Annotated in this window: 23 protein-coding genes, 1 tRNA gene and 1 pseudogene; 4 read left to right on the plus strand and 21 right to left on the minus strand. The window is 48.7% G+C overall.

What is annotated here, in order from left to right; genetic code table 11:
• Positions 1-108: 108 nt before the first annotated feature.
• Both SCIP_RS03625 and SCIP_RS03630 read left to right on the plus strand, forming a co-directional pair.
• Positions 109-2679, plus strand: coding sequence for a DEAD/DEAH box helicase (locus tag SCIP_RS03625; RefSeq protein WP_040591111.1), 2571 nt, complete (start codon positions 109-111; stop codon positions 2677-2679).
• A 68-nt stretch (positions 2680-2747) separates the two neighbouring features.
• Positions 2748-3098, plus strand: a complete 351-nt coding sequence (locus tag SCIP_RS03630; protein WP_006293161.1) for an RNA polymerase-binding protein RbpA — start codon at positions 2748-2750, stop codon at positions 3096-3098.
• Between the two features lie 252 nt (positions 3099-3350).
• Here SCIP_RS03630 and SCIP_RS03635 read toward each other — a convergent pair whose 3' ends face one another.
• From SCIP_RS03635 to SCIP_RS03720, 18 genes are all read right to left on the minus strand, one after another.
• Positions 3351-4031: a MerR family transcriptional regulator gene (locus tag SCIP_RS03635; protein WP_040590599.1), complete on the minus strand. Its 681-nt coding sequence runs from the start codon at positions 4029-4031 to the stop codon at positions 3351-3353.
• Between the two features lie 67 nt (positions 4032-4098).
• Positions 4099-4539 carry an FHA domain-containing protein gene (locus SCIP_RS03640; protein WP_006293163.1) on the minus strand — a complete coding sequence of 147 codons (441 nt, stop codon included), beginning with the start codon at positions 4537-4539 and terminating at the stop codon, positions 4099-4101.
• A gap of 5 nt (positions 4540-4544) precedes the next feature.
• Complete coding sequence (locus SCIP_RS03645) at positions 4545-5396, minus strand: DUF881 domain-containing protein (RefSeq protein ID WP_006293164.1); 852 nt, start codon at positions 5394-5396, stop codon at positions 4545-4547.
• Between the two features lie 15 nt (positions 5397-5411).
• Positions 5412-5744 carry a small basic family protein gene (locus SCIP_RS03650; protein ID WP_048349262.1) on the minus strand — a complete coding sequence of 111 codons (333 nt, stop codon included), beginning with the start codon at positions 5742-5744 and terminating at the stop codon, positions 5412-5414.
• Between the two features lie 3 nt (positions 5745-5747).
• On the minus strand, positions 5748-6869 hold the full coding sequence (locus SCIP_RS03655) for a DUF881 domain-containing protein (RefSeq protein WP_048349263.1): 1122 nt from the start codon (positions 6867-6869) through the stop codon (positions 5748-5750).
• On the minus strand, positions 6850-7524 hold the full coding sequence (locus SCIP_RS03660) for a CDP-alcohol phosphatidyltransferase family protein (protein ID WP_048349264.1): 675 nt from the start codon (positions 7522-7524) through the stop codon (positions 6850-6852). The genes SCIP_RS03655 and SCIP_RS03660 overlap by 20 nt, the downstream gene beginning before the upstream one ends.
• Before the next feature lie 30 nt (positions 7525-7554).
• Positions 7555-8220 (minus strand): ribulose-phosphate 3-epimerase, encoded by a 666-nt coding sequence (gene rpe, locus SCIP_RS03665; RefSeq protein WP_006293168.1) that lies wholly within the window; start codon positions 8218-8220, stop codon positions 7555-7557.
• Positions 8221-8307: 87 nt separating this feature from the next.
• Entirely contained in the window at positions 8308-9495 is a 1188-nt protein-coding gene (gene lgt / locus SCIP_RS03670; protein ID WP_081442813.1) for a prolipoprotein diacylglyceryl transferase, read from the minus strand.
• Between the two features lie 36 nt (positions 9496-9531).
• On the minus strand, positions 9532-10722 hold the full coding sequence (rlmN, locus tag SCIP_RS03675) for a 23S rRNA (adenine(2503)-C(2))-methyltransferase RlmN (RefSeq protein WP_048349343.1): 1191 nt from the start codon (positions 10720-10722) through the stop codon (positions 9532-9534).
• Between the two features lie 104 nt (positions 10723-10826).
• Entirely contained in the window at positions 10827-11834 is a 1008-nt protein-coding gene (locus tag SCIP_RS03680) for a phosphatidate cytidylyltransferase (RefSeq protein WP_006293171.1), read from the minus strand.
• 86 nt (positions 11835-11920) lie between these two features.
• Positions 11921-12475, minus strand: coding sequence for a ribosome recycling factor (gene frr / locus SCIP_RS03685; protein ID WP_006293172.1), 555 nt, complete (start codon positions 12473-12475; stop codon positions 11921-11923).
• A 47-nt stretch (positions 12476-12522) separates the two neighbouring features.
• On the minus strand, positions 12523-13254 hold the full coding sequence (gene pyrH, locus SCIP_RS03690; RefSeq protein ID WP_006293173.1) for a UMP kinase: 732 nt from the start codon (positions 13252-13254) through the stop codon (positions 12523-12525).
• 186 nt (positions 13255-13440) lie between these two features.
• Positions 13441-14307 (minus strand): translation elongation factor Ts, encoded by an 867-nt coding sequence (gene tsf, locus SCIP_RS03695; protein WP_006293174.1) that lies wholly within the window; start codon positions 14305-14307, stop codon positions 13441-13443.
• Positions 14308-14326: 19 nt separating this feature from the next.
• Positions 14327-15226 (minus strand): 30S ribosomal protein S2, encoded by a 900-nt coding sequence (gene rpsB / locus SCIP_RS03700; RefSeq protein WP_006293176.1) that lies wholly within the window; start codon positions 15224-15226, stop codon positions 14327-14329.
• A 261-nt stretch (positions 15227-15487) separates the two neighbouring features.
• Positions 15488-15976, minus strand: a complete 489-nt coding sequence (gene def / locus SCIP_RS03705; RefSeq protein ID WP_006293177.1) for a peptide deformylase — start codon at positions 15974-15976, stop codon at positions 15488-15490.
• Positions 15977-16077: 101 nt separating this feature from the next.
• Positions 16078-18273 carry an AMP-dependent synthetase/ligase gene (locus SCIP_RS03710; protein WP_006293178.1) on the minus strand — a complete coding sequence of 732 codons (2196 nt, stop codon included), beginning with the start codon at positions 18271-18273 and terminating at the stop codon, positions 16078-16080.
• A 31-nt stretch (positions 18274-18304) separates the two neighbouring features.
• Entirely contained in the window at positions 18305-18856 is a 552-nt protein-coding gene (locus tag SCIP_RS03715; RefSeq protein WP_040590605.1) for an Rv3235 family protein, read from the minus strand.
• Positions 18857-19125: 269 nt separating this feature from the next.
• Positions 19126-20250: a GuaB3 family IMP dehydrogenase-related protein gene (locus tag SCIP_RS03720; RefSeq protein WP_006293180.1), complete on the minus strand. Its 1125-nt coding sequence runs from the start codon at positions 20248-20250 to the stop codon at positions 19126-19128.
• A 144-nt stretch (positions 20251-20394) separates the two neighbouring features.
• Here SCIP_RS03720 and SCIP_RS03725 point away from each other — a divergent pair, with 144 nt between their 5' ends.
• The gene (locus tag SCIP_RS03725; RefSeq protein WP_006293181.1) at positions 20395-21864 is read left to right on the plus strand and encodes a type 1 periplasmic-binding domain-containing protein; all 1470 of its coding nucleotides are present in this window, start codon (positions 20395-20397) and stop codon (positions 21862-21864) included.
• 70 nt (positions 21865-21934) lie between these two features.
• Here the strand turns inward: SCIP_RS03725 and SCIP_RS03730 are convergent, their stop codons facing one another.
• From SCIP_RS03730 to SCIP_RS08040, 3 genes are all read right to left on the minus strand, one after another.
• Entirely contained in the window at positions 21935-23785 is a 1851-nt protein-coding gene (locus tag SCIP_RS03730; RefSeq protein ID WP_006293183.1) for an AMP-dependent synthetase/ligase, read from the minus strand.
• Between the two features lie 107 nt (positions 23786-23892).
• Positions 23893-23965 (minus strand) — tRNA-Asn (locus SCIP_RS03735).
• A gap of 174 nt (positions 23966-24139) precedes the next feature.
• Positions 24140-24418 (minus strand): hypothetical protein, encoded by a 279-nt coding sequence (locus SCIP_RS08040; RefSeq protein ID WP_171821023.1) that lies wholly within the window; start codon positions 24416-24418, stop codon positions 24140-24142.
• 12 nt (positions 24419-24430) lie between these two features.
• Between SCIP_RS08040 and SCIP_RS08480 the strand changes: the two are divergent.
• A pseudogene (locus SCIP_RS08480) lies at positions 24431-24634 on the plus strand (M23 family metallopeptidase); the annotation flags it as partial.
• Positions 24635-24688: the final 54 nt, after the last annotated feature.

Below are 24688 nucleotides of genomic sequence, written 5' to 3' on the forward strand. Positions count from 1 at the left end.
ATGGCCCGCCATTGGCGCCACAAGAAGGCTCATAAGGCTAATAATAAAGCCAATCATCAGTTTGAATCAGAAAAGAAAGAAGATAGGGGGGAGGACGATCCTGTCGATATGAGCATAGATAGGGAAAATCTGTCTCCCGCCCAGCGGTACAGGGCTTTCCAGAAAAGTCAAGAGGAAAGAAAAAGTTTGGCTGGACGCTTCCAGGAGTCCCTCCCGTTTGAACTGGATAAATTCCAGAAACGGGCATTAAGAGAGCTGGAAGAAGGCAAAAACCTATTGGTTGCTGCTCCAACTGGTGCTGGGAAAACTGTGATAGCAGACTTCGCTATTTTCCTAGCTCAGTTTCACAATGTCAAAGCGTTTTACACAACCCCTATTAAAGCCTTAAGCAATCAAAAATACCATGATCTGGTGAAGGTATATGGATCTGATAGGGTAGGGCTCTTAACCGGAGATATGTCCATCAATTCTCAGGCAGATATTATTGTTATGACAACGGAAGTCCTGAGAAACATGCTGTATGAAGGATCTTCCAGCCTTCGTGCCCTGAAGTATGTCGTTCTGGATGAAATCCACTATCTATCGGACAGAATGAGGGGAGGGGTCTGGGAAGAAGTTATTATTCATCTGCCAGCTTCTGTCAAGGTTGTGGGTCTATCGGCCACAGTGTCCAATGTGGAAGATTTTGCCGACTGGATTGAGTCCGTCAGAGGAAAGACCTCCTTAATAGTATCAGAAAATCGTCCTGTTCCTCTTCTTCAGGAGGTGATGGTGCAGCAATCCGCCAGGAAAGAGCCCCGGCTCTTTGATCTCTATCTGGATGAGGGCAGGAAAACCATCAATCCTGCCTTGATTTCCTTCCTTGATTCTATGGATAAGGATGCCCTTCGCCGTCAGAGAATGGATAGGAACAGTCGATTGTTCCCCAGTACATCCCGCCGCCGAGGAGGCACAGGAAGATCAGGGCCAGGCCGACACAGATCTCATCAAGCGGAAGTTTCTCACTATACTCCCAACCGGTGGGCCCTGGTTGATGAGATGGATTTTCTGGGCCTTCTGCCTGCTATTTATTTTATTTTCTCCCGTAACGGTTGCGATCGGGCAGTTCAGCAATGCATGCAGGCAGGTCTGAGACTGACCACACAGGATGAAGCGGCTCGAATCTGCAGGATTGTTGATTCCATGGTGTATAGCCAGCTGGATCCCGATGATGCCCGAGCTTTGGGCTTTGCCTCTTTCAGGGCTGCTTTGGAACAGGGGATAGGGGCCCATCATGCTGGGATGATTACCCTTTACCGACAGATCGTGGAGCATCTATTCGAGCTGGGCCTGCTCAAGGTGGTTTTTGCTACGGAAACCTTGGCTTTGGGGATCAATATGCCTGCCAGGAGCGTGGTGGTAGAAAAGCTAGAGAAATTTAATGGTATCTCTCATGAGCCCTTGTCTCCTGGAGAATTCACCCAACTGACCGGTCGGGCAGGCAGGCGGGGGATTGATACCGTTGGCTACGCTGTGGTTGCCGATCATCGGGGCTTTAGTCCCCATACCTTGGTGGCCCTGGCTTCCAAGCGGGTCTATCCCCTCCATTCCAGCTTTTCTCCCAGCTTCAATATGGCAGTCAACCTGCTCAACTCAGCTGATGTGGAGACGGTCAGAGTGACCCTGGATCATTCTTTTGCCCAGTGGGAGGCAGCTGAATCTGCTCAAAGCCTGCGTACCCAGATAAGAGCGACAGCTGATAAGCTAAATTACTACCAACAGGCTTTTGCCTGCGATAAGGGAGATTTTGCCTCCTTTATGCGTCTGCGCATGGAATTAACGCAGGCGGAAAGACATGACCGAAAACAGCTGAAGCATGCTCTCTTTTCTTCGCCGAAGGAAAAAGCCAGGGCAGTCAAACAGCTGGATCAAAAGATTGCCGCTTTACGCCATGAGGAGAGGAATCATCCTTGCCGTTTCTGTCCGGATCTGCAGGCTCATCTAACCTGGGGACAAAAATGGGCACGTTTGACCGCTCACATGGACAGGCTTCAGGAACGGTATCATTCGCGGACAGGGAGCGTTTCCAGAAAGTTTGATCGAATTTGCTCCATCCTGGAAGTAATTGGTTATGTCAGAAAAGATCCAGACAGGGGATACAGGGTCACCGCACCGGGTCAACTTCTGCGACGAATTTATAGTGAAAGAGATATCCTCGTCGCTCAGGTTCTTCTATCGGGAATTACTGATAGGCTTAATCCCGAAGAGCTTGCCTGCATAGCTTCTGGTTTTGTTTATGAGCCTCGGTCCAGGGCAGATTCCAGTGGGCTTCCCAGGCATTTTCCCGGAGGCAGCAAGGGGAAAATTGCCCAGGCAGTCGGACATATTATGGTCGCTCATACCAAAATTCAGGCTTTGTGTGAGGATTATGGCCTTGAGCCTCTGCCTGAACCAGATTTTGGTATGTGTCAGATTATTTATGACTGGGTCAGTGATAAGCCTTTAACCCAGGTTCTGGATGATACCGACATGACCGGGGGCGATTTCGTCAGAAACTGCAAACGGACCGTAGATATTTTGACCCAAATATCGGCTTTGTCTGCCTATCTGCCGAACCCTGAAACTGCTCAGACAGCAGACAAGGCTCGGGCTCTCATCAACAAGGGTATTGTTTCTTATAGCGGAATTGAGGACGAGTAAGGAATACGAACCGATCACATCTTTTTGGTATGGTACAGTAAGGCTAGATCTAGTAAGGAGTTGTAACAATGGCTGAACGTTCTCTGCGCGGTATGAGTATTGGCGCAAAATCTTTGGAGTCAGACGATAACGTTGATTTTGCCGCACGACGCGATGTTACCTATGTATGTCCTCAGGGTCATAAAACAATTCTTCCTTTGGCAGCTGACGTCGATGCTCCTGAAAGCTGGGAGTGCCGCTGCGGAAAGATTGCCCACCGGGAGGATACAGAAGAGCAAGAAGAGTCTGATGATTTAGCTAAACCGCAGCGTACCCACTGGGATATGCTCATGGAAAGGCGGACTACCCAGGAGTTGGCAGCTCTGTTGGAAAAACGGCTGGACATGCATAAAGAAGGATGGATTCCGGATTACGAATAAAGAATCAGTAAAAAGCCGATAATGTACGTTATGTCAGATTACATATATGACATATAAGCTCTGATACCTACGGCTTGACGGCTTGCCTGTGTAAACCCTTTCATTCCCTAACCCTCTTCTTCCTTCCCCTTCCCTATACAAAATATAAAAACAAAGCATACATGTAAGGGGTGAATGTCTGTCAGACATCCACCCCTTACTTTTATACTTTTTATACGTTCTACTGTTACAAGTTTTGTAACTGTGAAAACTCTAGAGACTCTCTGCCCGTGACACATCCTGTCTGGCTGCTCTCTGAGCATCAAGCTTTTTCCTTAGCCTAAGCTCGGCCAACTCATCTATGACCCGACTGCTGCCAGTTTTGACCTTAGTATGAGACAAATCAACGGATTCCTGATCCTGAAGGTCTGTTTCAACCTTATGCCAGATTGCTGTAACAGAAACACCAAAAACTGCTTGTCCCTTGGTCATGAGATCCATAATCTGTGTGCTGTCAGAGCAGTCTAGTACCTGATCTCCGTCACAGAGTATGGTCATTCTTTCCAGCTGGTCTGAACTATGTTTCATCAGAAAAGAAATAGCCTTATTGACATTTTGCAGATTGACTCCTGCATCCAAGAGACGCTTGGACACAGCCAAAATAACCACATCACGGAACGAGTACAGTCTCCTGGACCCGGATCCGTGCGACTGGGTTATAGATGGAACCACGATCTGCTTGCGGGCCCAGTAATCAAGCTGTCTGTAAGTAATCCCAGCCACATGCGCTGCAGCTGGTCCCTTATAGCCTTTGGTAAAATCTTCTTCTCCGTCTAGGGCAAAAAGCTCTCCCTGAACCGCATCCTTACCCGACAAGTCGCTGCGGTCTTTCAGCTTGACATGCAGACTCAGTTGCGGCTTGGTCGGTCCGGTTTTACCACCTGGTTCAGCCATGATTCCCTCATTTCTGTACAGAATCCTTAAACTACCTATTTGTAGTTTAACCCTCTTATGTGAAGAATTATTGGGCAACTACGGCAGACTTTGTGAAAAAGACGAAGCGATACTTCCCTATCATAATCTCATCCCCGTTGCGCAGGACTGTATCATCCACGCGTTCCCGGTTAACATAGGTTCCGTTCAGACTGCCCTGATCCACAATATGGTAGCGTCCGTCTACACGACGGAAAATAGCATGAGAGCGGGAAACTGTTCCATCGTCTAGCATGATGTCTTCATGAGGCTCTCTACCAACGGTCACGGTATCTTCATCAAGCAGATACCGAGAACCGGATAAGGGACCCCTGGTAGAGATCAGAAGGCCACTGGTGGCATCAAGCTTAGAAATGGTCTCGATGTCTTCAGCGGTTAAGGGACGCTCGCCCGTGGTTGTTACCGGTATGTTGATAGCCGGCATTCCTATGCTTGTTGTTTCACCTGCGGATGGAATTGGATCAGTCATACTACTCATTCTACTGTCTTGGCGTACTTATTAGTTTTCTTCTGTGCCTTGGAGGTAATAATAACCTTATCAGACTGCTTTACCTTCACGGTCGCTCCATACTGGACCCTGAGTTTGGACCCTACTCCCCCGGCAATGTCAACGGCGTTTTCCAGGGAACTGGGATTCCCTATAGCCTTGATTAGGAAGGGGGAACGGATCAGGATTCCATCGCATTCCAGCCCCTCTTCAGTATCGACAATATAAGAGGAGGTAACAATTCGAACCCCATCGAAGTCTATCACTTCTGCCCCGGCGTTTCGCAGTTCCTCGAGCAAACTGAAAAGGATGGCTGAAGTGATTCTGGTTTTACCCTGACGGATCGTTATAAGAATCCCCTTCCCTTCAGCCGGAAGGCGGCCGGATAGAATCCCGTTAGTCTCTTCGTTTTCTTTGGCAATCCGATTAATTTCGTCCTGTTTGTTCGCTGCTCGCTGAATGGCATTGAGCTGGGAAGTAAGGGTATTTCGCTGGGCTTCCAGCTTGCTGATCTGAGTATTAGTTTCATCCAAAAGACGAACCAGCTCATCTTCACTGAGATTTGAATAGCTGTTGGGGGTATTATGCCTTTGCCACATATAACCAAAACCAAGTGCCAGGCAGAGAACAAAAATGAGAATAGATGCCAGGGCCTTATTCCTGGTAACGCCGGAAACATGAGGGATTCGCTTCCTCTTTTTTCTGGGAATTACAGGAAAAGCCCCGGTTGTCTGCTCTTCCTCGTCAAAAGAAGATTCATCGGCGGAAGCAGTCTGACTGCTAGCTTTCTGCTGAGAAGCTGACGTCTTCTTGTTAGAGGATCTCTTATGGTCTGCCACACTCGGTCACCTCCCCTATGCCCGGAAAATATAGCGGCGTATAGCCGACACATTGGAGAAAATACGGATTCCCAGAACCACAATCACTGCTGTGGTCAGCTGAGATCCTACTCCAAGCTCGGACCCTAGAAAAACAAGGAGGGCTGCAGTTAAGACGTTGGCGATGAAGGAAATAATGAAGACCCTGTCGCTGAAATTTCGCTCAAAATAGGACCGGGCAGCTCCGAGAAGGGCATCCAAGGCAGCAACCACCATGATAGGAAGGTAAGGTTGGAGCCAGATAGGGATATCAGGCTGAAAGATTACACCCACAATAATTCCTGCTATAATTCCAAGAATTGCCGCCATGTTTTATTTTTCCTTTGCATAATCGACTTTCACTGCAGTTGATGCAGCCAAGGTCATATATCGTACATTAGTCAAACTAACCGTAATTCCATTGCTCTCCAGCATACTATTGAACTGTGGATTATGCGCCTTATCTATAGCTGCTCGTAAGGTATTCACGTCGCCTATGGCTTCTATGGTATAGGGGCTGCTGATTGATGTGGTTCCAATAAGCAGTGTGGATCCTGCAAGGCGAATGGAACTTTGCGGACCAAGCCGATTTCCGTTGATGCTGATAGCTTCCGCTTGATAGGCCCACAAGCGGGACACAATGATTTGCAACTGTTCATCAGTCAAAGCCTGTTTGTTGCCTGACGTTTTGATTCGGTTATCCTTGGTCCCCGATCTGTTTCCATCGCCGGTGAAAGGATTGGTTATAACGATTTTCAGCCCCCGTCCTGCGACCGCAGTTAAGGCATCAGAAAAATTATCCTGTCGCTGGTTACGGGAAAGTTCGAAATTGTTGACCTGGGCTGTTACCTTATTGAGTTTTTGTCTCAGGGAAGATACTTGTGAGCTTAGAGCCTTCTGTTGCGTATCAGCAGCTGTGATTTGGTTGCTCAAAGTAGTCCTGACCTTGGCTCTGGTATTATTTTGTAAAAGGCGGACAGCCTGAGTTCCTACAACCCCAACAACCAGGCAAAGAATAAAGCTGATAATTCTTAGCATCCAGCGCTGGGCAGGAGTTTGAAGCCTAGGCCCCAGTTGGGAATCTTCATACATCATATCCATAGGATGATTAATCACATCATCCAGAAGACGGGATGAGGCAGAGATCCGGTTCCTCCCGCTTATCGGTGCGGGATCATCTTTCCTCCTGGTCAGTGTTTCCTGGTGAAGAAGCTGGTCAACTCTGCCCGAGAACACTGAACGGGTACGAATAATCTGTGCCTGAGGCAAAAAAGACTCAGGCTCTGAACTCTCGTTAAAATCCGGCAGATAAGGTGGCTGCTCACGATCATTATCGATAGGCACATAAAGGCTGGCATCTGCATCCCAAGGATCAGAAAAACGGGTATTTGCGGCCCTGCGCCTAAGGGCACGAGCCCTGTCCTGAGCTGTTTTTTTACCGGGAGACCGAGGCATTCTGAACCTTTGCTTCTTTCTTGTGGGTATGAAGAATATCATGCCCCTGCTTCAGGTAGATAAAACCAGCTATCCAATAAAGCACCACTCCCCAGATGGTGCAGGCGACAGCCAGAAGATGAAGGCCGGTAAAGAAATAGCCATCCCCCAGTTCTGCCACGATAAGAGCCGGTATTGCCATCATAAGCAGAGCCGTTCCCGTCTTGCCAACAAAGTGAACAGGCAGAGGACCATAATCGAACTGAGCAATAATCACAATTTCAATGAGCATAACCAGGTCTCGGGCTCCCACGACTATCAGAAGCCACCAAGGCAGCATACCAGCCATGGCAAAAGCCAGAACTGAGCTTAAAATCAGGAGACGATCAGCAATAGGATCAAGAAGTTGTCCAATTTTACTAATCTGATGAAGTTTCCGAGCCAGATAGCCGTCAAGCCAGTCTGATAAAGCAGAAAAGGCAAGAATTATCATGGCTGTCCACATATGCTCAGTTGAGATCATATAAGCGATAGGAGGAATAGAAATCAGGCGAAGAAGACTGATAAAATTTGGAATAGTCAGGATGATGTTTCTAGGTTTCAGCAGGAGTTCGTCCTGCTCGCTCAAACCAGCATCCTGTTCTGGTGCAGCTGTTCTGTCTTCTTTTGCCGCCATTCTGCTTCTGCCTTCCCTGCTATCCAGCTATTAAGCCCGGAAAGCAGACTGGGCTTGCTCCCTGATAGCTGCAATGGCTTCTGCCGGATTATCAGCACCATAAACAGCAGAACCGGCCACCAGCACATCGGCTCCAGCCTTAGCTACTTGTGCAGCAGTGGCAGGGCTGACTCCCCCATCAACCTGGATATGGGTATCAAGGCCCTTTGCTGTAATCTGGTCGCGCAGCCGACGGACCTTATCCATTTGATTGGACAGGAATTTTTGACCACCGAATCCCGGTTCTACAGTCATAATGAGGATCATGTCAAACTCATCGAGGATATCAAAAAGAGGCTCTACTGGTTCAGCAGGCCGGACGGCAAAGCAGGCTTTTACACCCATATCATGAAGCTGACGGGCAAGTCTGATGGGAGCATGGGTAGCACCCATATGGAAAGTAACGGAGTCAGCCCCGCACCGGGCAAATTCAGGCGCCCACCGGTCAGGATCTTCGATCATGAGGTGAACGTCTACCGGAATAGGAGACACTTGACAGATACGTTGAACAACAGGTTCCCCTAAAGTGAGATTAGGAACAAAATGATGATCCATCACGTCCACATGCACCAGGTCAGCTGTGCGGATGGTTTTAAGTTCACTTTCCAAATTAACGAAATCAGCGGATAAAATACTGGGGGCAATCTGAATACTCATAGGCTTTATTTTAGGGAGATGAACAGACAGAGGATCTTTGCCCGTTCCGACCCAGGGCGGGAACGGGCAAAGATCCTCAGTCAGGTCTTATTCCTCAGAAGAGTCAGAAGAGGATGAGGATGAGGTTGAAGGTGAGGGTAAGGACGACGAAGAAGAGGACCTGCTGGCAGAGTCGGTGCTGGTGGTAAGGGAAGAATTATGAGATTTGTCCTCTTCTTCCATTCTTTTCCTGGCCAAAACTCTAGCCTTGGCTTCCTCATACTCGCGCCGATGCTCCCTCCTCTCCTTTTTCTTTAGATCACGGCTGGCCTGTGCCTGAGCCTGTTCATTTTTCCGTTCCTTCTTATAGGTATCCTTGAGTTGCTGCGCAGTCATCGACCCGGCATCAACCTTTGCCTCCAGAGCTGTGACCGCCCGAAGACGATCGGACAAGATCTTAGTGAAGACTGAATACCGCTGGAGAAGCACAAAAGCCACGGCAGCTGCCACGAAAACGCAGATGGATACCCAAACGTTGATACGCAAACCCAGAACTTTAACCGCATAGTCAATTCGAAGGTTCTCAATCCAGACCCTGCCCAGGGTATACCACATAATATAGAGTGCAAACAGGGATCCGGCTTTGAAACGTTTGCGCACCTGCTGGGTAAGAACTATGAGAAGGACAGCGCCTATGAGGTTCCAGATCAGTTCATAGAGGAAAGTTGGGTGGAAAGGACCATCAACTCCGCAAGAACCAGCATTGTAATAGGAGCCAGACATGGCAACGGCTGCCGAGGAACTGTTCAATTTGAGCCCCCAGGGCAGGGTAGTGCAGCTTCCGTAGAGTTCCTGGTTGAACCAGTTACCTAAACGACCAATAGCCTGGGCGACGAGGAGGGCCGGGGCCAGGCAGTCAGCAAGCAGAGCCATAGGATAGCGTCTGTGCCGGCACCAGGCCCAGGCACCCAGGCCTCCCAGAAGGACAGCTCCCCAAATGCCCAGTCCCCCATTCCAGATTTTGAACATATCCGTCCAGTTCCTGCCGGGACCGAAGTAGAGACTGGGGGTGGTAATGATGTGGTAGAGCCGAGCCCCAATGATTCCACAGGGAACAGCAACAATCGCTATGTCCAAAACCTGGTCGAAGGTTCCGCCGACTTTCTTCCATCTGATCGTCGTGATCCAGGTTGCAGCGACTATACCGATGAGGATCATAATCGCGTAAAAACGGATGGTTATAGGCCCCAGGGAAAAGCTGGAAATACTGGGAGATGGAATATATGCAGAAATCATTGTAACCTCTTTACTGATCTTCTTGCCTCTTATTGTTTAGTCTTTGGTCCAATTGGGGATGTCCTGCGGAGGATCACTTTCTGTCTGATCTTGACGAATAAGCTCCTTAGCAGCTAGTTGCCCGCAGGCTCCGTCAATATCAGATCCTCTGGTATCGCGCAGAGTTGCAGCAATCCCAGCCTGATGAAGAATATCCAGGAAACGTTTCTCATCTTCCGGTTTAGATGCCGTCCAGCGGGAACCTTCAATAGGATTGAGGGGAATCGGGTTCACATGAACCCAATCATCACCGTAGTGATTCAATCTCTTGGCCAAGAGCCTGGCATGTTGGGCCTGATCGTTAATTCCCTTCATTAAAGCATATTCTATGCTGACCCTACGCTTGGTCGCCACATAATAATCATGAGCCGCATCCAGAACCTGGCTGATAGCGAATCTTTTATTCATGGGAACAAGTTCATCGCGCAGACTGTCGCTAGGGGCATGGAGAGAAACAGCCAGTCGCACTGGAATGCCTTCAGTCATCAGTCTGCGGATTCCTGGAACAATACCTACAGTAGAAACCGTTATGTTACGGGCAGAAATGCCAAAACCGTCAGGTGGGAGGGCACTGATCTGCCTGATAGCTTTCATCATAGCCTTATAATTTCCCAGGGCTTCCCCCATCCCCATAAAAACCACGTTACTTAAACGCGATGGCTGCCCCAGACGTCCGTCCCGAGCCTGTCGGGCGGCATACCGGACCTGTTCCAAAATTTCTCCCGCAGACATGTTTCGGGTCAGGCCCAGCTTCCCAGTTGCGCAGAAAGGGCAGCCCATGCCGCAGCCCACCTGGCTGGAAATACAAAGGGTGGTTCTCGTAGGGTACTTCATAAGTACAGATTCAATCCTGGATCCATCAAACAGACCCCACAAGGTTTTCACTGTAGTTCCTTGATCTGCCTCCTGCTCTGCCAGGGGACGTATAAGGGAAGGGAAAAATGTATTTTCCACAACTTGTGCCTGCTGCTGCGGAAAGTCGCTATACGATGATACTTCCCTGTTATAATGAGCAAAATAGTGCTGGCCCAGCTGCTTAACCCGAAAGGAGGGATACCCCAGCTTAGCCATGGCAGCTGCCCTTTCTTCCTGATCCATATCGGTAAAATGAATAGGGGGTTTCCCTCGGTGGGCATGCCTGGGTGAGAGAACGTCCCGGAAGGCTCCGCTGGATCCTCCGGGGGTAATACCAGTTTCCGGCTCATCCCGTTTTAAGCGCGCATCTTTATCTACGTTAGGAGTTCCTTCCCCTAAGGATAGGTCTACAGTCACTGATTTCTTCCTTTCGGGCCTTATAATCCGCAGAAGTAGAGAACGATATAGATTACGGGGGCACACATAAGAATGGAGTCAGCTCGATCCAACACTCCCCCATGTCCTTTGAGCAAGTGACCCATATCTTTAATTCCCAAATCTCTCTTAAGCATGGAGGCAGATAGATCACCGAAGAGGCCTGTTACTCCAATAAGAATACCCAAGATGGCAAGGATCCACCAGTTGGAGGTCAGCTCCTGGATTGAGTACGTGCATAGGCCAACAAACAGGGTACCTACGAGGGTAAAAAGGACAGATCCTATTAACCCTTCAACCGATTTCTTGGGAGAAATTCGGGGAGAAAGCTTATGCTTGCCCAGCCAGGCCCCGAAAATGAGACCGCCCGTATCCCCTAGAGCAGGAACAAAAACCAAGAGAATCACATGGGCCAGGTAGTGTTTCATGGTTACAGGCAAAACAATAAAAGTAGCCAGGAAAGGAACATAAAAAACGGCCAGAATTGTTGCCATAACGTTGCGAAAACGCCCGGGAGCAGGCACTTGCGGGGTCTGGGGCTGGGAAGGTTTAGCTGATGCTGACGGGTTTGCCGGGGTTGTGGTGGTGGTTTTGCCGGCTGCTGCCTTGAGTGCCGAAGCAGACTCCTTGATGTTAAAAGAGGCGCAGATAATAGCAATAACTAAGGTCAGCAGGATTCCGGCAACAGCAGCAGCTTGATGATAGCCGGCAGGGGCATAATAGGTGCATAGGAGCAGACAAGTTGAGCAGATCCACAGGGCTACTACCGGAATCCTCAATCCGGCTACAGCAAAATCTACCCGCAATTCCCAGAGGGCAATGCAGATAAAAACAAGAACCAGCCAGACAAAGGGCTGAGGGTTGAAAATGACACTGGCAAGAACCAGAAGGACTAATCCTGCCCCGGTAGCTATAGCTTGAGGCATGTTTCTGCCTGTCCTGCTGTTTATGCGGGACATAGCCTCTTCCAGCTCTTCCCCACCCTCATGCCTGTGATTATCATCCGTCATCTGCCCTACCTCGGAAGGAATAAATATGTAATGAACGAAGTGATCAATTGTCTTTTTAGCAGAGGACCCAATCTGCACGTAACCTATCAGACCGACAGAATTTCTTTTTCCTTGGTGTGCAGAAGGGTGTCGATTTCTTCAGTAGCTTTTTTGGTGGCCTTCTCCAGGTCTGCCTGCAGCCTTTTGCCCTCATCCTCACCATAGTCACCGTCTTTGGTGGCAGATTCAATGTCTTCCTTAGCCTTGCGGCGAATACTACGGACGGCAACCTTTCCTTTTTCGGCAAACTCATGAGCCAGTTTAACGTAATCTTTACGCCTTTCTTCAGTCAGTTCAGGCAGGGTAACATGAATAACATTCCCGTCCCTGCGAGGGTTAACGCCTAAATCCGAATCTCTGATTGCCTTTTCAATCGCCGCGCTTTGTGAGACATCAAAGGGGGTAACAGCCAGGGTACGGTTGTCGGTAACACCAATAGTGGCAAGTGCCTTCAAGGGGGTGGGAGCTCCGTAATAATCCACGGTCAAACCGTTGAAAAGAGCAGGATTGGCCCTGCCTGTGCGGATTCCCACAAAGTTCTCCTTAGTGGATTCAATGGTTTTATTCATCTGCTTTTGTGCATCATCAACAACTGTGCTCATTATTATCTGCCTTTCTGATTGAAATTTTTTATTTGTTGCCCTGATTATCAATCGTGATCCGTAACCAGGGTTCCCAGTGGTTCTCCTTTGATAACCCTGGTAATATTTCCCGGTGTTTCCAAGCCAAAGACCCGAATAGGCATGTTATTGTCCCTGGCCATCGACAATGCTGATGCATCCATCACAGCCAGATTGTCAACCAAAGCCTTCTTATAGCTCAGGGCTTTATAGAGCGTAGCAGACGAATCCTTTCTGGGATCAGCAGAATAGACCCCATCTACTCCATTTTTTCCCATGAGAACCTCATCACAGCCAATTTCCAGCGCCCGCTGGATGGAAACAGTATCAGTGGAGAAGTAAGGCATTCCAGCACCTGCCCCAAAAATGACAACCCTACCCTTTTCCAGGTGGCGGATAGCCCGAAGTGGAATATACGCTTCAGCAACCTGTCCCATAGCGATAGCCGTTTGGACACGGGTTGCCTGGCCATCTTGTTCCAGAAAATCCTGCAGAGCCAGGCAGTTCATAACTGTACCCAACATACCCATGTAATCAGCTCGGGATCTCTCTAAACCAGCCTGGCTGAGCTCGGCCCCCCTAAAGAAGTTACCGCCACCAACCACAATAGCAATCTGGTTACCTGCCTGGCAGCCAGCCTTTACTTCGCTGGCGATCCGGCGTACTACCGATGTATCAATTCCTACAGATCCACCTCCAAAAGCTTCTCCGGAAAGTTTCAGAAGAACCCTTCGTGAATGTGCTCCCTTGCTGTCTGTCATACCTACCTCCAGGACTATATGCTTCTGCCATGGTATCGGAAATTCGCGACAGTGAAACACTGCGGGCAAAGACTGAAAAAGAAGAAGAAGGGCTGGAGTCCTAAGACTCCAGCCCTTACTTACCTATTGTATCAGCGAGTGGCCTTTACAGCAGTCAGAACAAGTACGCTCTTGTGGCTTTTTTGTCTAGTTTTCTGCTTCCTCATTTTTTGGTCCCTTGCCCACTTCAACTCGTGCGAAGGCAAGAGCTTTTCCGCCCACGCTCTTGAAGAGATCGGCAATAGAGCGGGAAGTATCCTTGACATAAGCCTGGTCCAGAAGGCAGACTTCTTTGTAGAAAGCATTTAAGCGGCCTTCAACAATCTTGGGGACAATCTTCTCCGGCTTGCCTTCTGCAAGGGATTTTTCAGTAGCAACACGACGCTCACGCTCAACAACGTCAGCAGGAACATCGTCGCGAGACAGCCACTGTGGACTCATAGCAGAAATCTGAAGAGCAACTTCGTGAGCAACCTGTGCTCCTGCTTCATCAGTAGCGACCATAGCCACAATAGAAGGAGGGAGTTCAACAGACTTTCGATGAGCATAGACCTCAACATGCGGGCCTTCAACCTTGGCTACCTGGCCAAGCTTGACATGCTCATGGAAGAGAGCTCCCGCCTCTTCAATAGTGTCCTTGATTGTACCTGCCTGTGACGGGGCGGCTAAAACTTCCTCTTCATTGGAAGCCTGAGCCTTGACCACGTCGGCAATTACCTCATCGCCAAACTCTACAAACTGAGGGGTTTTGGCCACAAAATCAGTCTCAGAGTTGAGCTCAACAGCATAACCGGCTTCTCCCTCAGTACCTGGGGCAACCTGGGAAGCTACCAACCCTTCCTGAGCCTTACGGCCTTCACGGGCACCGGCAGCCTTGATGCCTCGGGCACGGATAATTTCCTTAGCCCGTTCCACATCGCCTTCAGCCTCAGTCAAAGCTTTCTTGACGTCCATCATGCCTGCGCCGGTGGCGTCACGCAGCTGCTTAATCAAAGCAGCGGTAATTTGTGCCATGATTTACTCCTCTTGCTTGTTACTCGTTCTTGTCAGCAGTTTCCTGCTTCTCATCCTGTGATTCCTGAGCAGAAGCCTCGGACTCCTTGTCGGGATCAGCCTTCTCAGTTTTATCTTCAGACTTATTTTCTTTATCTTCAGTCTTATCCTGAGTCAGCAGATCCTTTTCCCACTCAGCCATGGGTTGGGCGGAAGCGTCAGCACCAGTGTCATCCTTGCCTGCCTTGCCGGAACGAGCCAGCAGGCCTTCAGCAACTGCATCTGCCATCAGGGAGGTCAGGAGACGGACACCACGAATAGCGTCATCGTTTGCTGGAATAGCATAATCAACAGAATCGGGATCGCAGTTGGTATCAACCAGGGCTACCACGGGAATATTCAGTTTGTGGGCCTCTTCAACTGCAAGTGCTTCCTTATTGATATCTACCACAAAGAGAGCAGAAGGAGTACGGTTCATAGTGCGAATACCGCCCAGCTGCTTCACCAGCTTGTCCTTTTCACGCTCAAGCAGGAGAAGCTCCTTCTTGGTCAGACCGCTGGAACGAACGTCAGAGAAATCCATCTCTTCCAGTTCCTTCATACGGGCAACACGCTTGGAAACGGTCTGGAAATTGGTGAGCATACCACCCAGCCAGCGCTCAGACACATAGGGCATTCCCACCCTGGTTGCCTCAGCAGCAATAGCTTCGGAAGCCTGCTTCTTGGTTCCAACAAAAAGAACAGTACCATTGTGAGCTACTGTCTCCTTGATGAAGGTGTATGCGGCATCGATCATGTCCAAAGACTTGAACAGGTTAATGATATGGATGCCATTGCGTTCCATAAGAATGAACTGCTTCATCTTAGGATTCCAACGGCGGGTCTGATGACCAAAGTGAACGCCAGCATTGAGCATCTGGCTCATGGTAATTTGTGCCATGATATACCTTTCCTTGTCGGTTCTTGCCTGGCTATGCGCACCTGAGTACAACTTCCCTAGGAAAACCTCAGAAAGCCGACCGACACAGGGCGTCGCTTGCATAGCGCGAATTTACGTGCAGTAGACACCATAAATCAGATTCTTTCCGCAGGCGACTGCAGAAAAAATCAAAAACACGCACAACTAATCGTATAGGACAGAGTAGATAAAACCACCAGAATCGGTTCCTTTCGACTCTGCCATACATATGTTAATTATATGTTAGTTCTTCTGCCGAGACCTCATGTATCTGAGAGCGGCTCGTCTTTCTTCTTTTTCCAGCCGATCGAGGTAAACGTGTCCGTCCAAATGATCACATTCATGCTGGAGCATCCTGCCCATCAACCCATGCCCTTCGAGGACTTTCTTATGACCGTTCAGATCAATCCCCTCTACCCGGGCATAGTCAGCCCGTCTGGTTTTGTACCACAGGCCTGGAACAGACAAGCAGCCTTCGTCTCCGTACTGTTCCCCTGATGTTTTAACCAGACGCGGATTCAGAATATAGTCCACTTTTCCTTCAATGTTGAAGGAAAAGGCCCTGAGTCCTACTCCAATTTGATTGGCCGATAGCCCAGCCCGGCCCGGATCATCAACTGTATCTGTCAGATCCCGAACCAGGCTGCGAATTGCCGGCGTGATAGTAGTGATAGGGTCACAGACAGTGCGAAGAATAGGATCGGGCACACAACGGATTTCCCTAATAGACACAATACTCCTTTATAGTGGTAGTGCATGTAGATACACCAAATAAATTCACAGCTAAGAGCTTACCTCAGACTGCTGTAAGTCGAATCAGCTCCTGTCTGGTTCTACGAAGCAGAAGAGCCTGCCTGAGAAGAGGCGGCTGAGTCTGATTCAGTCAAAATTTCTGCAGCAGCAGTATCTGCCGACTGCGCATCAGTCTTATCCTGCTTACCCTTATCCTGCTTATCCTGGTCTTGGGAAGCAGGATCTTCTTTTGGCTCAGCTTCGTCTTTAGATATCCTGACATACTTGCCTACTGAATCATTAATGGCATCCTTCGCCTTGGTAAGCATGGGGTCAATCTTTTCCTGGGCCTTGTTGATCACAGGATCAATCTTTTTCTGTGCCTGTTTCAAAGACCTTTGAGTAGACTCAGAAACAGTGTCCGCAGCCTCCATAATTCTGACCGTAGGAGCCTTGGGCATAGTACTTGGTTTGGGTGCATACATATCAGTATTGATCAGGTTCTCATATTTTTTCAGGATAGCCTTTCTGACAACCTTCATAGAAGGGGTCATCGTCTTGTCCTTCTGCGAGAAATCATCAGGGATAATAATAAATTTACGAACAGATTCCGCTCTGGAAACAGTTGCATTGGCCTGATCTACGTATTCCTGAACGAAGGACCTGACGGAATCGTCCTTGCACGCTTCTTCCATAGTTACAGAGCTGTCCCTGCCCTGTGACGAGAGCCATGCCGACAGCATATCTTTGTCAAGAGTAATAAGAGCAGAAATAAAGGGCCGGCCATCCCCTATCACTACAGCCTGGGAAACAATAGGACAGGTCTTGATAGTATCCTCCATCGGTGCCGGAGATACATTTTTCCCACCAGCCGTAATAATGATATCCTTCTTGCGGCCAATGATATAAATGAAACCGTCATCATCGATCTGAGCCAAATCTCCAGTTTTCACCCATAAATGGTCAGGACCGTCAAAAGCATCATCGGTTCTAGCAGGGTCGTTGTAATAACCAGAGAAAACGCTGGGACCTTTTATTTCCAACTCATCATCTGCGGCTAGGCGGACAGAAAAACCAGGTGCAGGCATTCCTGCCGATCCCACCCGGTTGTGGATCTCTGAATTGATTACACAGGGGGCTGCCGTTTCCGTCATTCCATAGCCTTGGATAAAGGTAATTCCGTCGATCCCGTGGAAGAAATGAGCCAGGTCAATATTCATAGGCGCCCCGCCGCAGGCGAGGAAATGCAAGTCTCCCCCCAGGGCAGAACGAATCGATTCTCCCACGCTGCGTTCAAAGAAAGCATGGGCGATTTTATCCTTCAGACTATGCCTCAAGCCTGCTTCCTCGTCCTTGGACCATTGGGTGAAATGCTTGACTGCTCTGGCAAAAATATGACCGGTTAAGCCAGCTCCTGCCTTCTGGGAAGCTGCATTGTAAACTTTCTCGAATACTCGAGGAACCCCCAAAAGATAAGAAGGCTTGAAGGATCTCATATCAGTCAGCAGGTGCTTAGCATCGGCCTGATAAGCCACAACGCCTTTATCGCTATAGAAGGTGGAATACTGAATATAGCGGGCAAAGCAGTGGGCCAGGGGTAGGAAAAGAAGAAGACGAGTATTGTCTGCGTTTAGCATGGTAGGCAGAATATTGGGGCCGTTAATCACAATATGAGCGAAATTACTATTGCTTAAAACAGCTCCCTTAGGCCGACCGGTAGATCCTGATGTATAGACGATGGTTGCTGGATCATGGCTTCTCACCTGATCGATAGCAGCATTCAGACGATCCTCAGAAACATTAGCTCCCCAGTCTTTCAGAGCTTCTAACCCGTCTTTTTCAAAATTAAAAACATATGTGACTGTGGTGGCAGAACTGGCTTTCAAGGTTTCCAAGATCTGCGCCCTCTTGTCTCCGGCTGTGAAGGCGATGGTCGGCTTCACTTCGCGGACAATATTGCTGACCTGCCCCGCAGAATCGGTATCATAAATGGGGACAGAAATTGCTCCAATAGCTGCACAGGCGAAGTCTGCGATCCCCCATTGGTAAGAGGTGGGAGCATAGATAATAACCTTGTCGCCTTTTTTCACACCTAACGCAAGCAGACCTCGGGCTGTTTGGAGCACACGCTGATTCATCTCTGTGGCACTGACGTAAGTCCAGGCTTTATGTGTCCCCTCTTTATATGCCGCCAAAGGACCGTCAGGATTGTTGGCGACTCGACGCCTGAGGAAGGAATAAATTGTATCAGCATCATTGATAACCGTTATGTTGGGATAGGTAAACTCACGTAACATGCCTTCCACTTTACCCCCAGGAGGGTATGAGTCAGCCAATATCGCACATGGTGCAAATCCATCGTTCATCAGTCTTGGCAATAACAATGTTCGCCCAGCATAAGCTGGCTCCTAGGGCCAATATGACAGTCACTTCGCAGGTATGGTCGTTGACTATCATTGTCTGAACAATACGGGGAATAACGGGAAGATTATGGGTCTGCGGCGAATCGATAGGATCAAAATGATGGGGATCCGCAAATTTTTTCATAAATTCTTCTGTTACCAGCAGTCGTTCGACAACGCCTGGTGCCGTGATTCTGGAAAGCATCTTAGGACTCAGCCGTCCTCGCATAATATCTATCCCGGTACAGGCGATTTGACAAGAAATCATCGACAGACGAACAGCTTCTCTCCTCGATAAATCGCTGGGTACACAGCGAACAATATGAAAGAGAATTTTCTTCTGTTGAGTGACTCCAATAGTTCGTTCGAATTCGAAAACATGCGGTTCATCATCATCCGAGGGGGTTAATTCATTTCCCCCTGCCGAAGAAGAGCTGTCATGATCCTGGCCATGACTACTATCCGGAGTAATGCTCATTACAAGCCTTTCTTCCAACCAGCACAGATACATCGCCGTATCTGTTTTCTATTGACATATGGTGGGCTTTTATACCCGACTTACTAAGTACTCTTCCAGAAAGTACTCATAAAGTCAAATCACAGAGAATACAGTGTGAATAACTCCATACTTATTCACACTTATCCACAATCATGCGGCATATAAGCGGCATACTCTCTCTTTTTCGGCTGGTCACGATAAGAAAGCTCTATAGCTCCATAGACCCTTCTTCTGTCTTCTCTTAATTTTTAATGAGTCTCGTAAGGAGCAGCTATCAGGGGGCACTTTTGGAATTCCCGCAGATTCACATATCCAACAGAGGCCATAGCCCTCTTCAGAGCCCCTATGTAGTTCATACTCCCATCGGCCACATGACTGGGGCCATACAGTATCTCCTTGAGATCGCCGACAGGGCTGAACTGGGTACGTCTGCCGCGGGGAAGGTCCTCGTGCGTGGCTTCATGCCCCCAATGAGACCCGTGGGCCGGGGCTTGACTGGCCCTGGCGAGGGGATCCCCCATCATAACGGCATCAGCCCCCAAGGCGAAAGTCTTGACAAAATTGCCTGAGTTACCCAAACCGCTGTCTGCTATAACCTGAACGTAGCGGCCATCGGACTCCTCCATATAGTCCTTCCGGGCAGCAGCAACATCAGCAATAGCTGTCGCCATGGGCACATGTATCCCAGTGATAGATCGGGAGGAAGAAACTGCTGTTCCACCAAGGCCAACCAGAACGCCGGCAGCCCCTGTTCTCATCAGGTGGATAGCAGCATGATAGGAACCAGCCCCGCCTACAATAACGGGAACATCAAGTTCATAAATAAATTTTTTCAAATTCAGCGGTTCGTGGCTGACTGATACATGCTCAGCTGACACGGCAGAGCCCCGGATAAAGAAGAGATCAACACCGGCATCAAGAACAGTGGAATAAAATTCCTGAATACGAGGCGGGGTCAAAGCCCCAGCGACAATGACTCCGGCATCACGAATGTCATGAAGCCGCCGGGTAATGAGATCGGCCTTAATAGGCTCAGAATAAATCTGCTGAAGGTAGCGGGTAACCTGATTGTCAGGAATCTGAGGAATTTTATTCAGTAAGTCAGAGGGATCCTCATACCTGGTCCACAGCCCCTCCAAATCCAGTACTCCTAAAGCACCCAACTTCCCCATCTCTATGACTGTCTGTGGACTCATAACTGAATCCATAGGAGCCCCAATCACCGGGATATCAAACTGATAAGCATCAACCTGCCAGCTGGTATGTACATCCTGAGGATCCCTTGTGCGGCGGGAAGGAACGATAGATACATCATCGAGGGAATAGCATAAACGGCCAGATTTACCCATGCCAATTTCAATTTCCTGAGTCATACCCTTAAGGGTAGGCAAAGCTTGAGACGACGAATGCAGGAAGGACCAGATAGTGGAAAAGAAACAGAAAAAACGAAACAGGACTGACAGAGGCAATTTTACCAGCCGTCTATTATCCTAGAAGAAGACAGGAAGGATACTATAGTGACGGAACGCCGAGGCCTAACCAGGATTCTAGCAAGCATTCTCTGTGTATGCTTCATACTGGTTTCTTGGGGATGCTCCAGTTCTGAGTCATCCTCCAATAATTCTGATACTTCCTTTGTTACTAATGTAGCTCTTTTTACCCCCACCGATCCCCTGGTCGTCACCATGGACAGAACAGTCAACAGCTGGAATGAATTTTATACCGACATGCAATCTGATTTGCTGGTCCAGGGTTTTACCAAAAGCCGGATTTCCCACACTCAGTCAACCAGCTTAAGCAGACAGGCTGAGGCGATTTCTGATTATATGCAGACCCTGAAGCAATCAGAGAAATCAAGCTCAGCTGCTGACAGGGTCAAGCCCATTCTCCTCGTTGCCCCCATATCTGAGAACCGGAAGCTTTTCTCAGACTATGGTGCCTACCTGTCCGTCTCTCAAAGGTCCGAACCTGAGGGTGCCACACAGATGAGAGCCAGTCTGGAATCTGCCCGGGCTCAGGGGGCTACAATTATTATTCTTGGCCAAAAAATTGCAGGTTTTCAGCCTGACCTTTATGCACCCCTGGTGACTGCCTATCGGATAGGACAGGTCCAGGCAGAGCAACTGGTAAGAAAACTCAAGCTTCGCCAGACAACTATTGATCATCCCCAGAGTATTGAAATTCTCCTTCCTCTTTTACGTAATACTGTTTTTACCCAGGAGCTTTTTCGCGGTATTTGGGACGTATTGGGACCCTATTTTAAAAAAGGAAAAGTTTATTCTCCTTCCGGTCTGTTGAATTCGTCCAGCTCAGCTGCTGACTGGAGAAATGTGACTGTCGATACAGACAGTAAAGGAAGCGTGGCCCAATCTCTTGAAACCCGTCTCAACCCTGGGAATAAAAAGACTCACACACGAATTCGGGGGGTGCTGGCTGTCAACGATCGGATGGCGGAAGAAGTAATTTCAAGTCTGACCGACATGGGCTACACCGGCACCAGTGCCACCATTAATCCGCAGATATCGGTCACCGGGGTGGTCAATAACCTGTCGGGAGGAACAACACTGAAACGAAAAAAGGTGCCGGATCCGGATGAATCTTCCTCTGGAATCTCTCAGCAGCATTCCAGCTCAGATGGCAGTCGCTATCAGGCAGCTGACTACCCTCAATGGCCGATTATTACTGGTTTCGGTAGCCGGCTGTCAGAGCTGACTAATATTGTCAACGGAAAGCAATGGTCTACAGCTTTCGTTGATCGGCGTCTCTATTGCCGCGACCTGTCCCGAATCAGCCTGCTGATAGCCCGTAAGAATTCTATGAAGACAATAGCAGAAACCACAAAAAGAGTATCCATTGATCGAAAAGCTTCTACGGCAAAGAATACTTATGTGCTGCTTACGGAGCAACTGCAATCAGTGAGCGCTTCCAATATCAAATCCGTACTTATCGACAGCGGCCTTATTAAAGCAACAGATGCTGGCCTCTAATTTGTCTATCTAGTCGTTTCACTATCTAGTCGTTTCAGTGGTGGCCGGTACCTGTTGCTTTCATCAGCAATCAGCGCTTTGTCTTTTTCTTTCCCGTCCTGGGGCCATAGATTTCTGTATCAATCAGATGCTGATAATGATCGGTGATCGCCTTGCGGCGAATCTTCAAACTGGCTGTCAGCATCCCGTTTTCTTGGGAGATAGTATCAGGAAGAATCAGATATTTACGGATTGACTCTGCCCGTGAAACTTGTGCATTGGCCTTATCGACCACCCGCTTGACCTCGGCTCGGATAATGGGATTGGCTACAGCTTCTTCCAAGCTGGTTTCAGGAGCGGCTCCCTGCCCCTTCAACCACTGGTTAGCATCAACTAAGTTAAGGGTGATCAGAGCAGAAACAAAAGGCTTTTTATCTCCCACCAGAACACAATGATCAACCACTGGTGAAGACATAACGGCAGCTTCTAGGATTTCCGGAGATACATTCTTTCCTCCGGCGGTAATAATCATGTCCTTCTTGCGGCCGGTGATAGTAATAAATCCGTCATCGTCAACCTGACCTAGATCACCGGTATGCAGCCAGCCATCTATGATTTGCTGCTTTGTCAGTTCAGGATTATTGTGGTAGGCCCGGCAAATATTCGGTCCCTTCAGACAGATTTCACCTTCTTCGGTAATCCCAACATCGATTCCCTCCAGGGTCGGTCCAACCGTGCCAATCTTGTAGCCCTCAGTGGGGTTAACACTCACCGGCGCGCAGGTCTCAGTCATTCCGTAGCCCTCCAGAATAGGCATGCCGATCCCATTGAAGAAATGGGTAATATCGGCGTCCAGAGGGGCTCCTCCTGACACAGCATTCCTTACCCGGCCACCGAATACTTCCAGAATCTGCTTGTAGACCAGGTTGTTGTAAATAGAATACATGATTCGTTCAGGAAGAGGGAGTTTTTTCCCTTCCTGCTGCGCATAGGACCACTGGCGGGCAAGCTTGACAGAATTTCGGAAAACTTTCCCCTTGATTCCCCGTCCAGCTCGCTGAGAGGCAGCATTATAAACTTTTTCGAAGATGCGGGGAACAGAAAGAATAAAAGTTGGCTGGAAGTCCCTGAAATCAGTGATAACAGTCTTAAAATTATGAGACAGGCCGAGAGTCATTGGAGAGCAAAAACTGAAGAACTGCATGTACCTAGCAAATACATGAGTCAGTGGCAGGAAAAGCAAGAGTCTGGATCCTCCCGGGACATGACCAATATCAGGCATGGTTTGATCTCCGGACAAGGCAACGAAGACAAAGTTGGAATGGGTCAGCTCAATTCCTTTAGGAACTCCGGTAGATCCAGATGTGTAAACAATGGAAGCCAGATCGCTACCACGGACAGCCTTTTCCGCTTCCCAAAAATCAGCATCTGTTTTATTGTGACCAAATTCGTTGAAAATATCGATGACAGAATCCGATCCTCCGTCGGAATCCATGACAAAGGTCTCTTCCAGAGTAGGACATTCATCGGCAATGGAATCAATCTTATGAAGCTGCTCATCATTCTCTGCAATGAGAAACTTCACAGCAGAGTCATTAACAATATGCTTAATTTGTGCTGGTGAATCTGTTTCATATATAGGAACCACCACAGCTCCAATGCTGAGAATGGCATTATCTAAGCAGGTCCATTCCCACCGGGTTCTTGCCAGGATGGCAATGGAGTCTCCCTTCTTTATCCCCTTTGCCAGTAATCCCTTAGCAATCATAATAACCATCGAACGGAACTGATCAGCCTTAAAATAGGCCCATTGCCCATCATCACCCTTGTACCCTATCAGGTCATCATCTGGACGTTCAGTAGCTCTGGTATCCAAGAGAGAAAAGATATTTTTATCACTATCTATGGGTTTAGTCAGAGGGTGTTCGTACTCCTTCAGCATGAGTTTCTCCAATCTTGGATTTTTGGCCGACAAGCTTTGTGCAGACCACCATGTTTATTTTACACCTACATATGCAAAAAGCCGGAACAATTATTCCGGCCTGTGAGCTCCCGCAGCTGGGCTTGAACCAGCGACATTCTGATTAACAGTCAGACGCTCTGCCAACTGAGCTATGCGGGAATATGTCGTGCAAAGCACCGCACAAGACATACAGTATATGAGGAGGCATGGAAAAAAGCAAGGGGCTTTTCGGCTGGCGTGTCCCACACTTATACACATTATCAAAATAACTTTTCTTTTCAGTCTGTAATCCTCATACTGAAAAGTATGAAACATACCACTGTGATGTCCCTGCTAAACAGCAGGAAGAAATCGAAGATCAGAGCTTCCCTGCCGCATATGTCCCGTATACTGCATATGCGGAACCCGCTTTTCATTGCCCTCCTGGTCTGTATTTTCCCCTCGTGTTTCTACCTCTTCCTGCCTGCGGGACTGCACATCTGGCCCCAAGCCTGTGCTGAATCTGTCTGCCGGTCTGCCTATTCCTGGCCTCTTGCTCTTCAAGCAGGCCGGAAAGAACCCACAATCCTTGCCCCCTTCAAAGCCCCACCTCAACCTTGGGCCTCCGGGCACAGAGGAATTGATTTGGCAGTATCTCAGAAGGAGGCGATCCTGGCTCCCATATCAGGAAAGCTTACCTTTGTGGGGAAAGTTGCCGGCAAGGATAGTATCAGTTTGACAGACGCCTCTAATCGGGTAAATACTTTTGAACCTGCTCGTTCTGACCTGACAGCAGGCACTGCTGTCAGTAAAGGGCAGCAGATAGGATTTGTCGACGGGGAAAGCGACCACTGTGGGAAGACTTGTCTTCACTGGGGAGTCCGCCTGAATAAACGGACATAT

It is taken from the genome of Scardovia inopinata JCM 12537, assembly GCF_001042695.1.
In the GTDB taxonomy this organism is placed as follows: Bacteria; Actinomycetota; Actinomycetes; order Actinomycetales; family Bifidobacteriaceae; genus Scardovia; species Scardovia inopinata.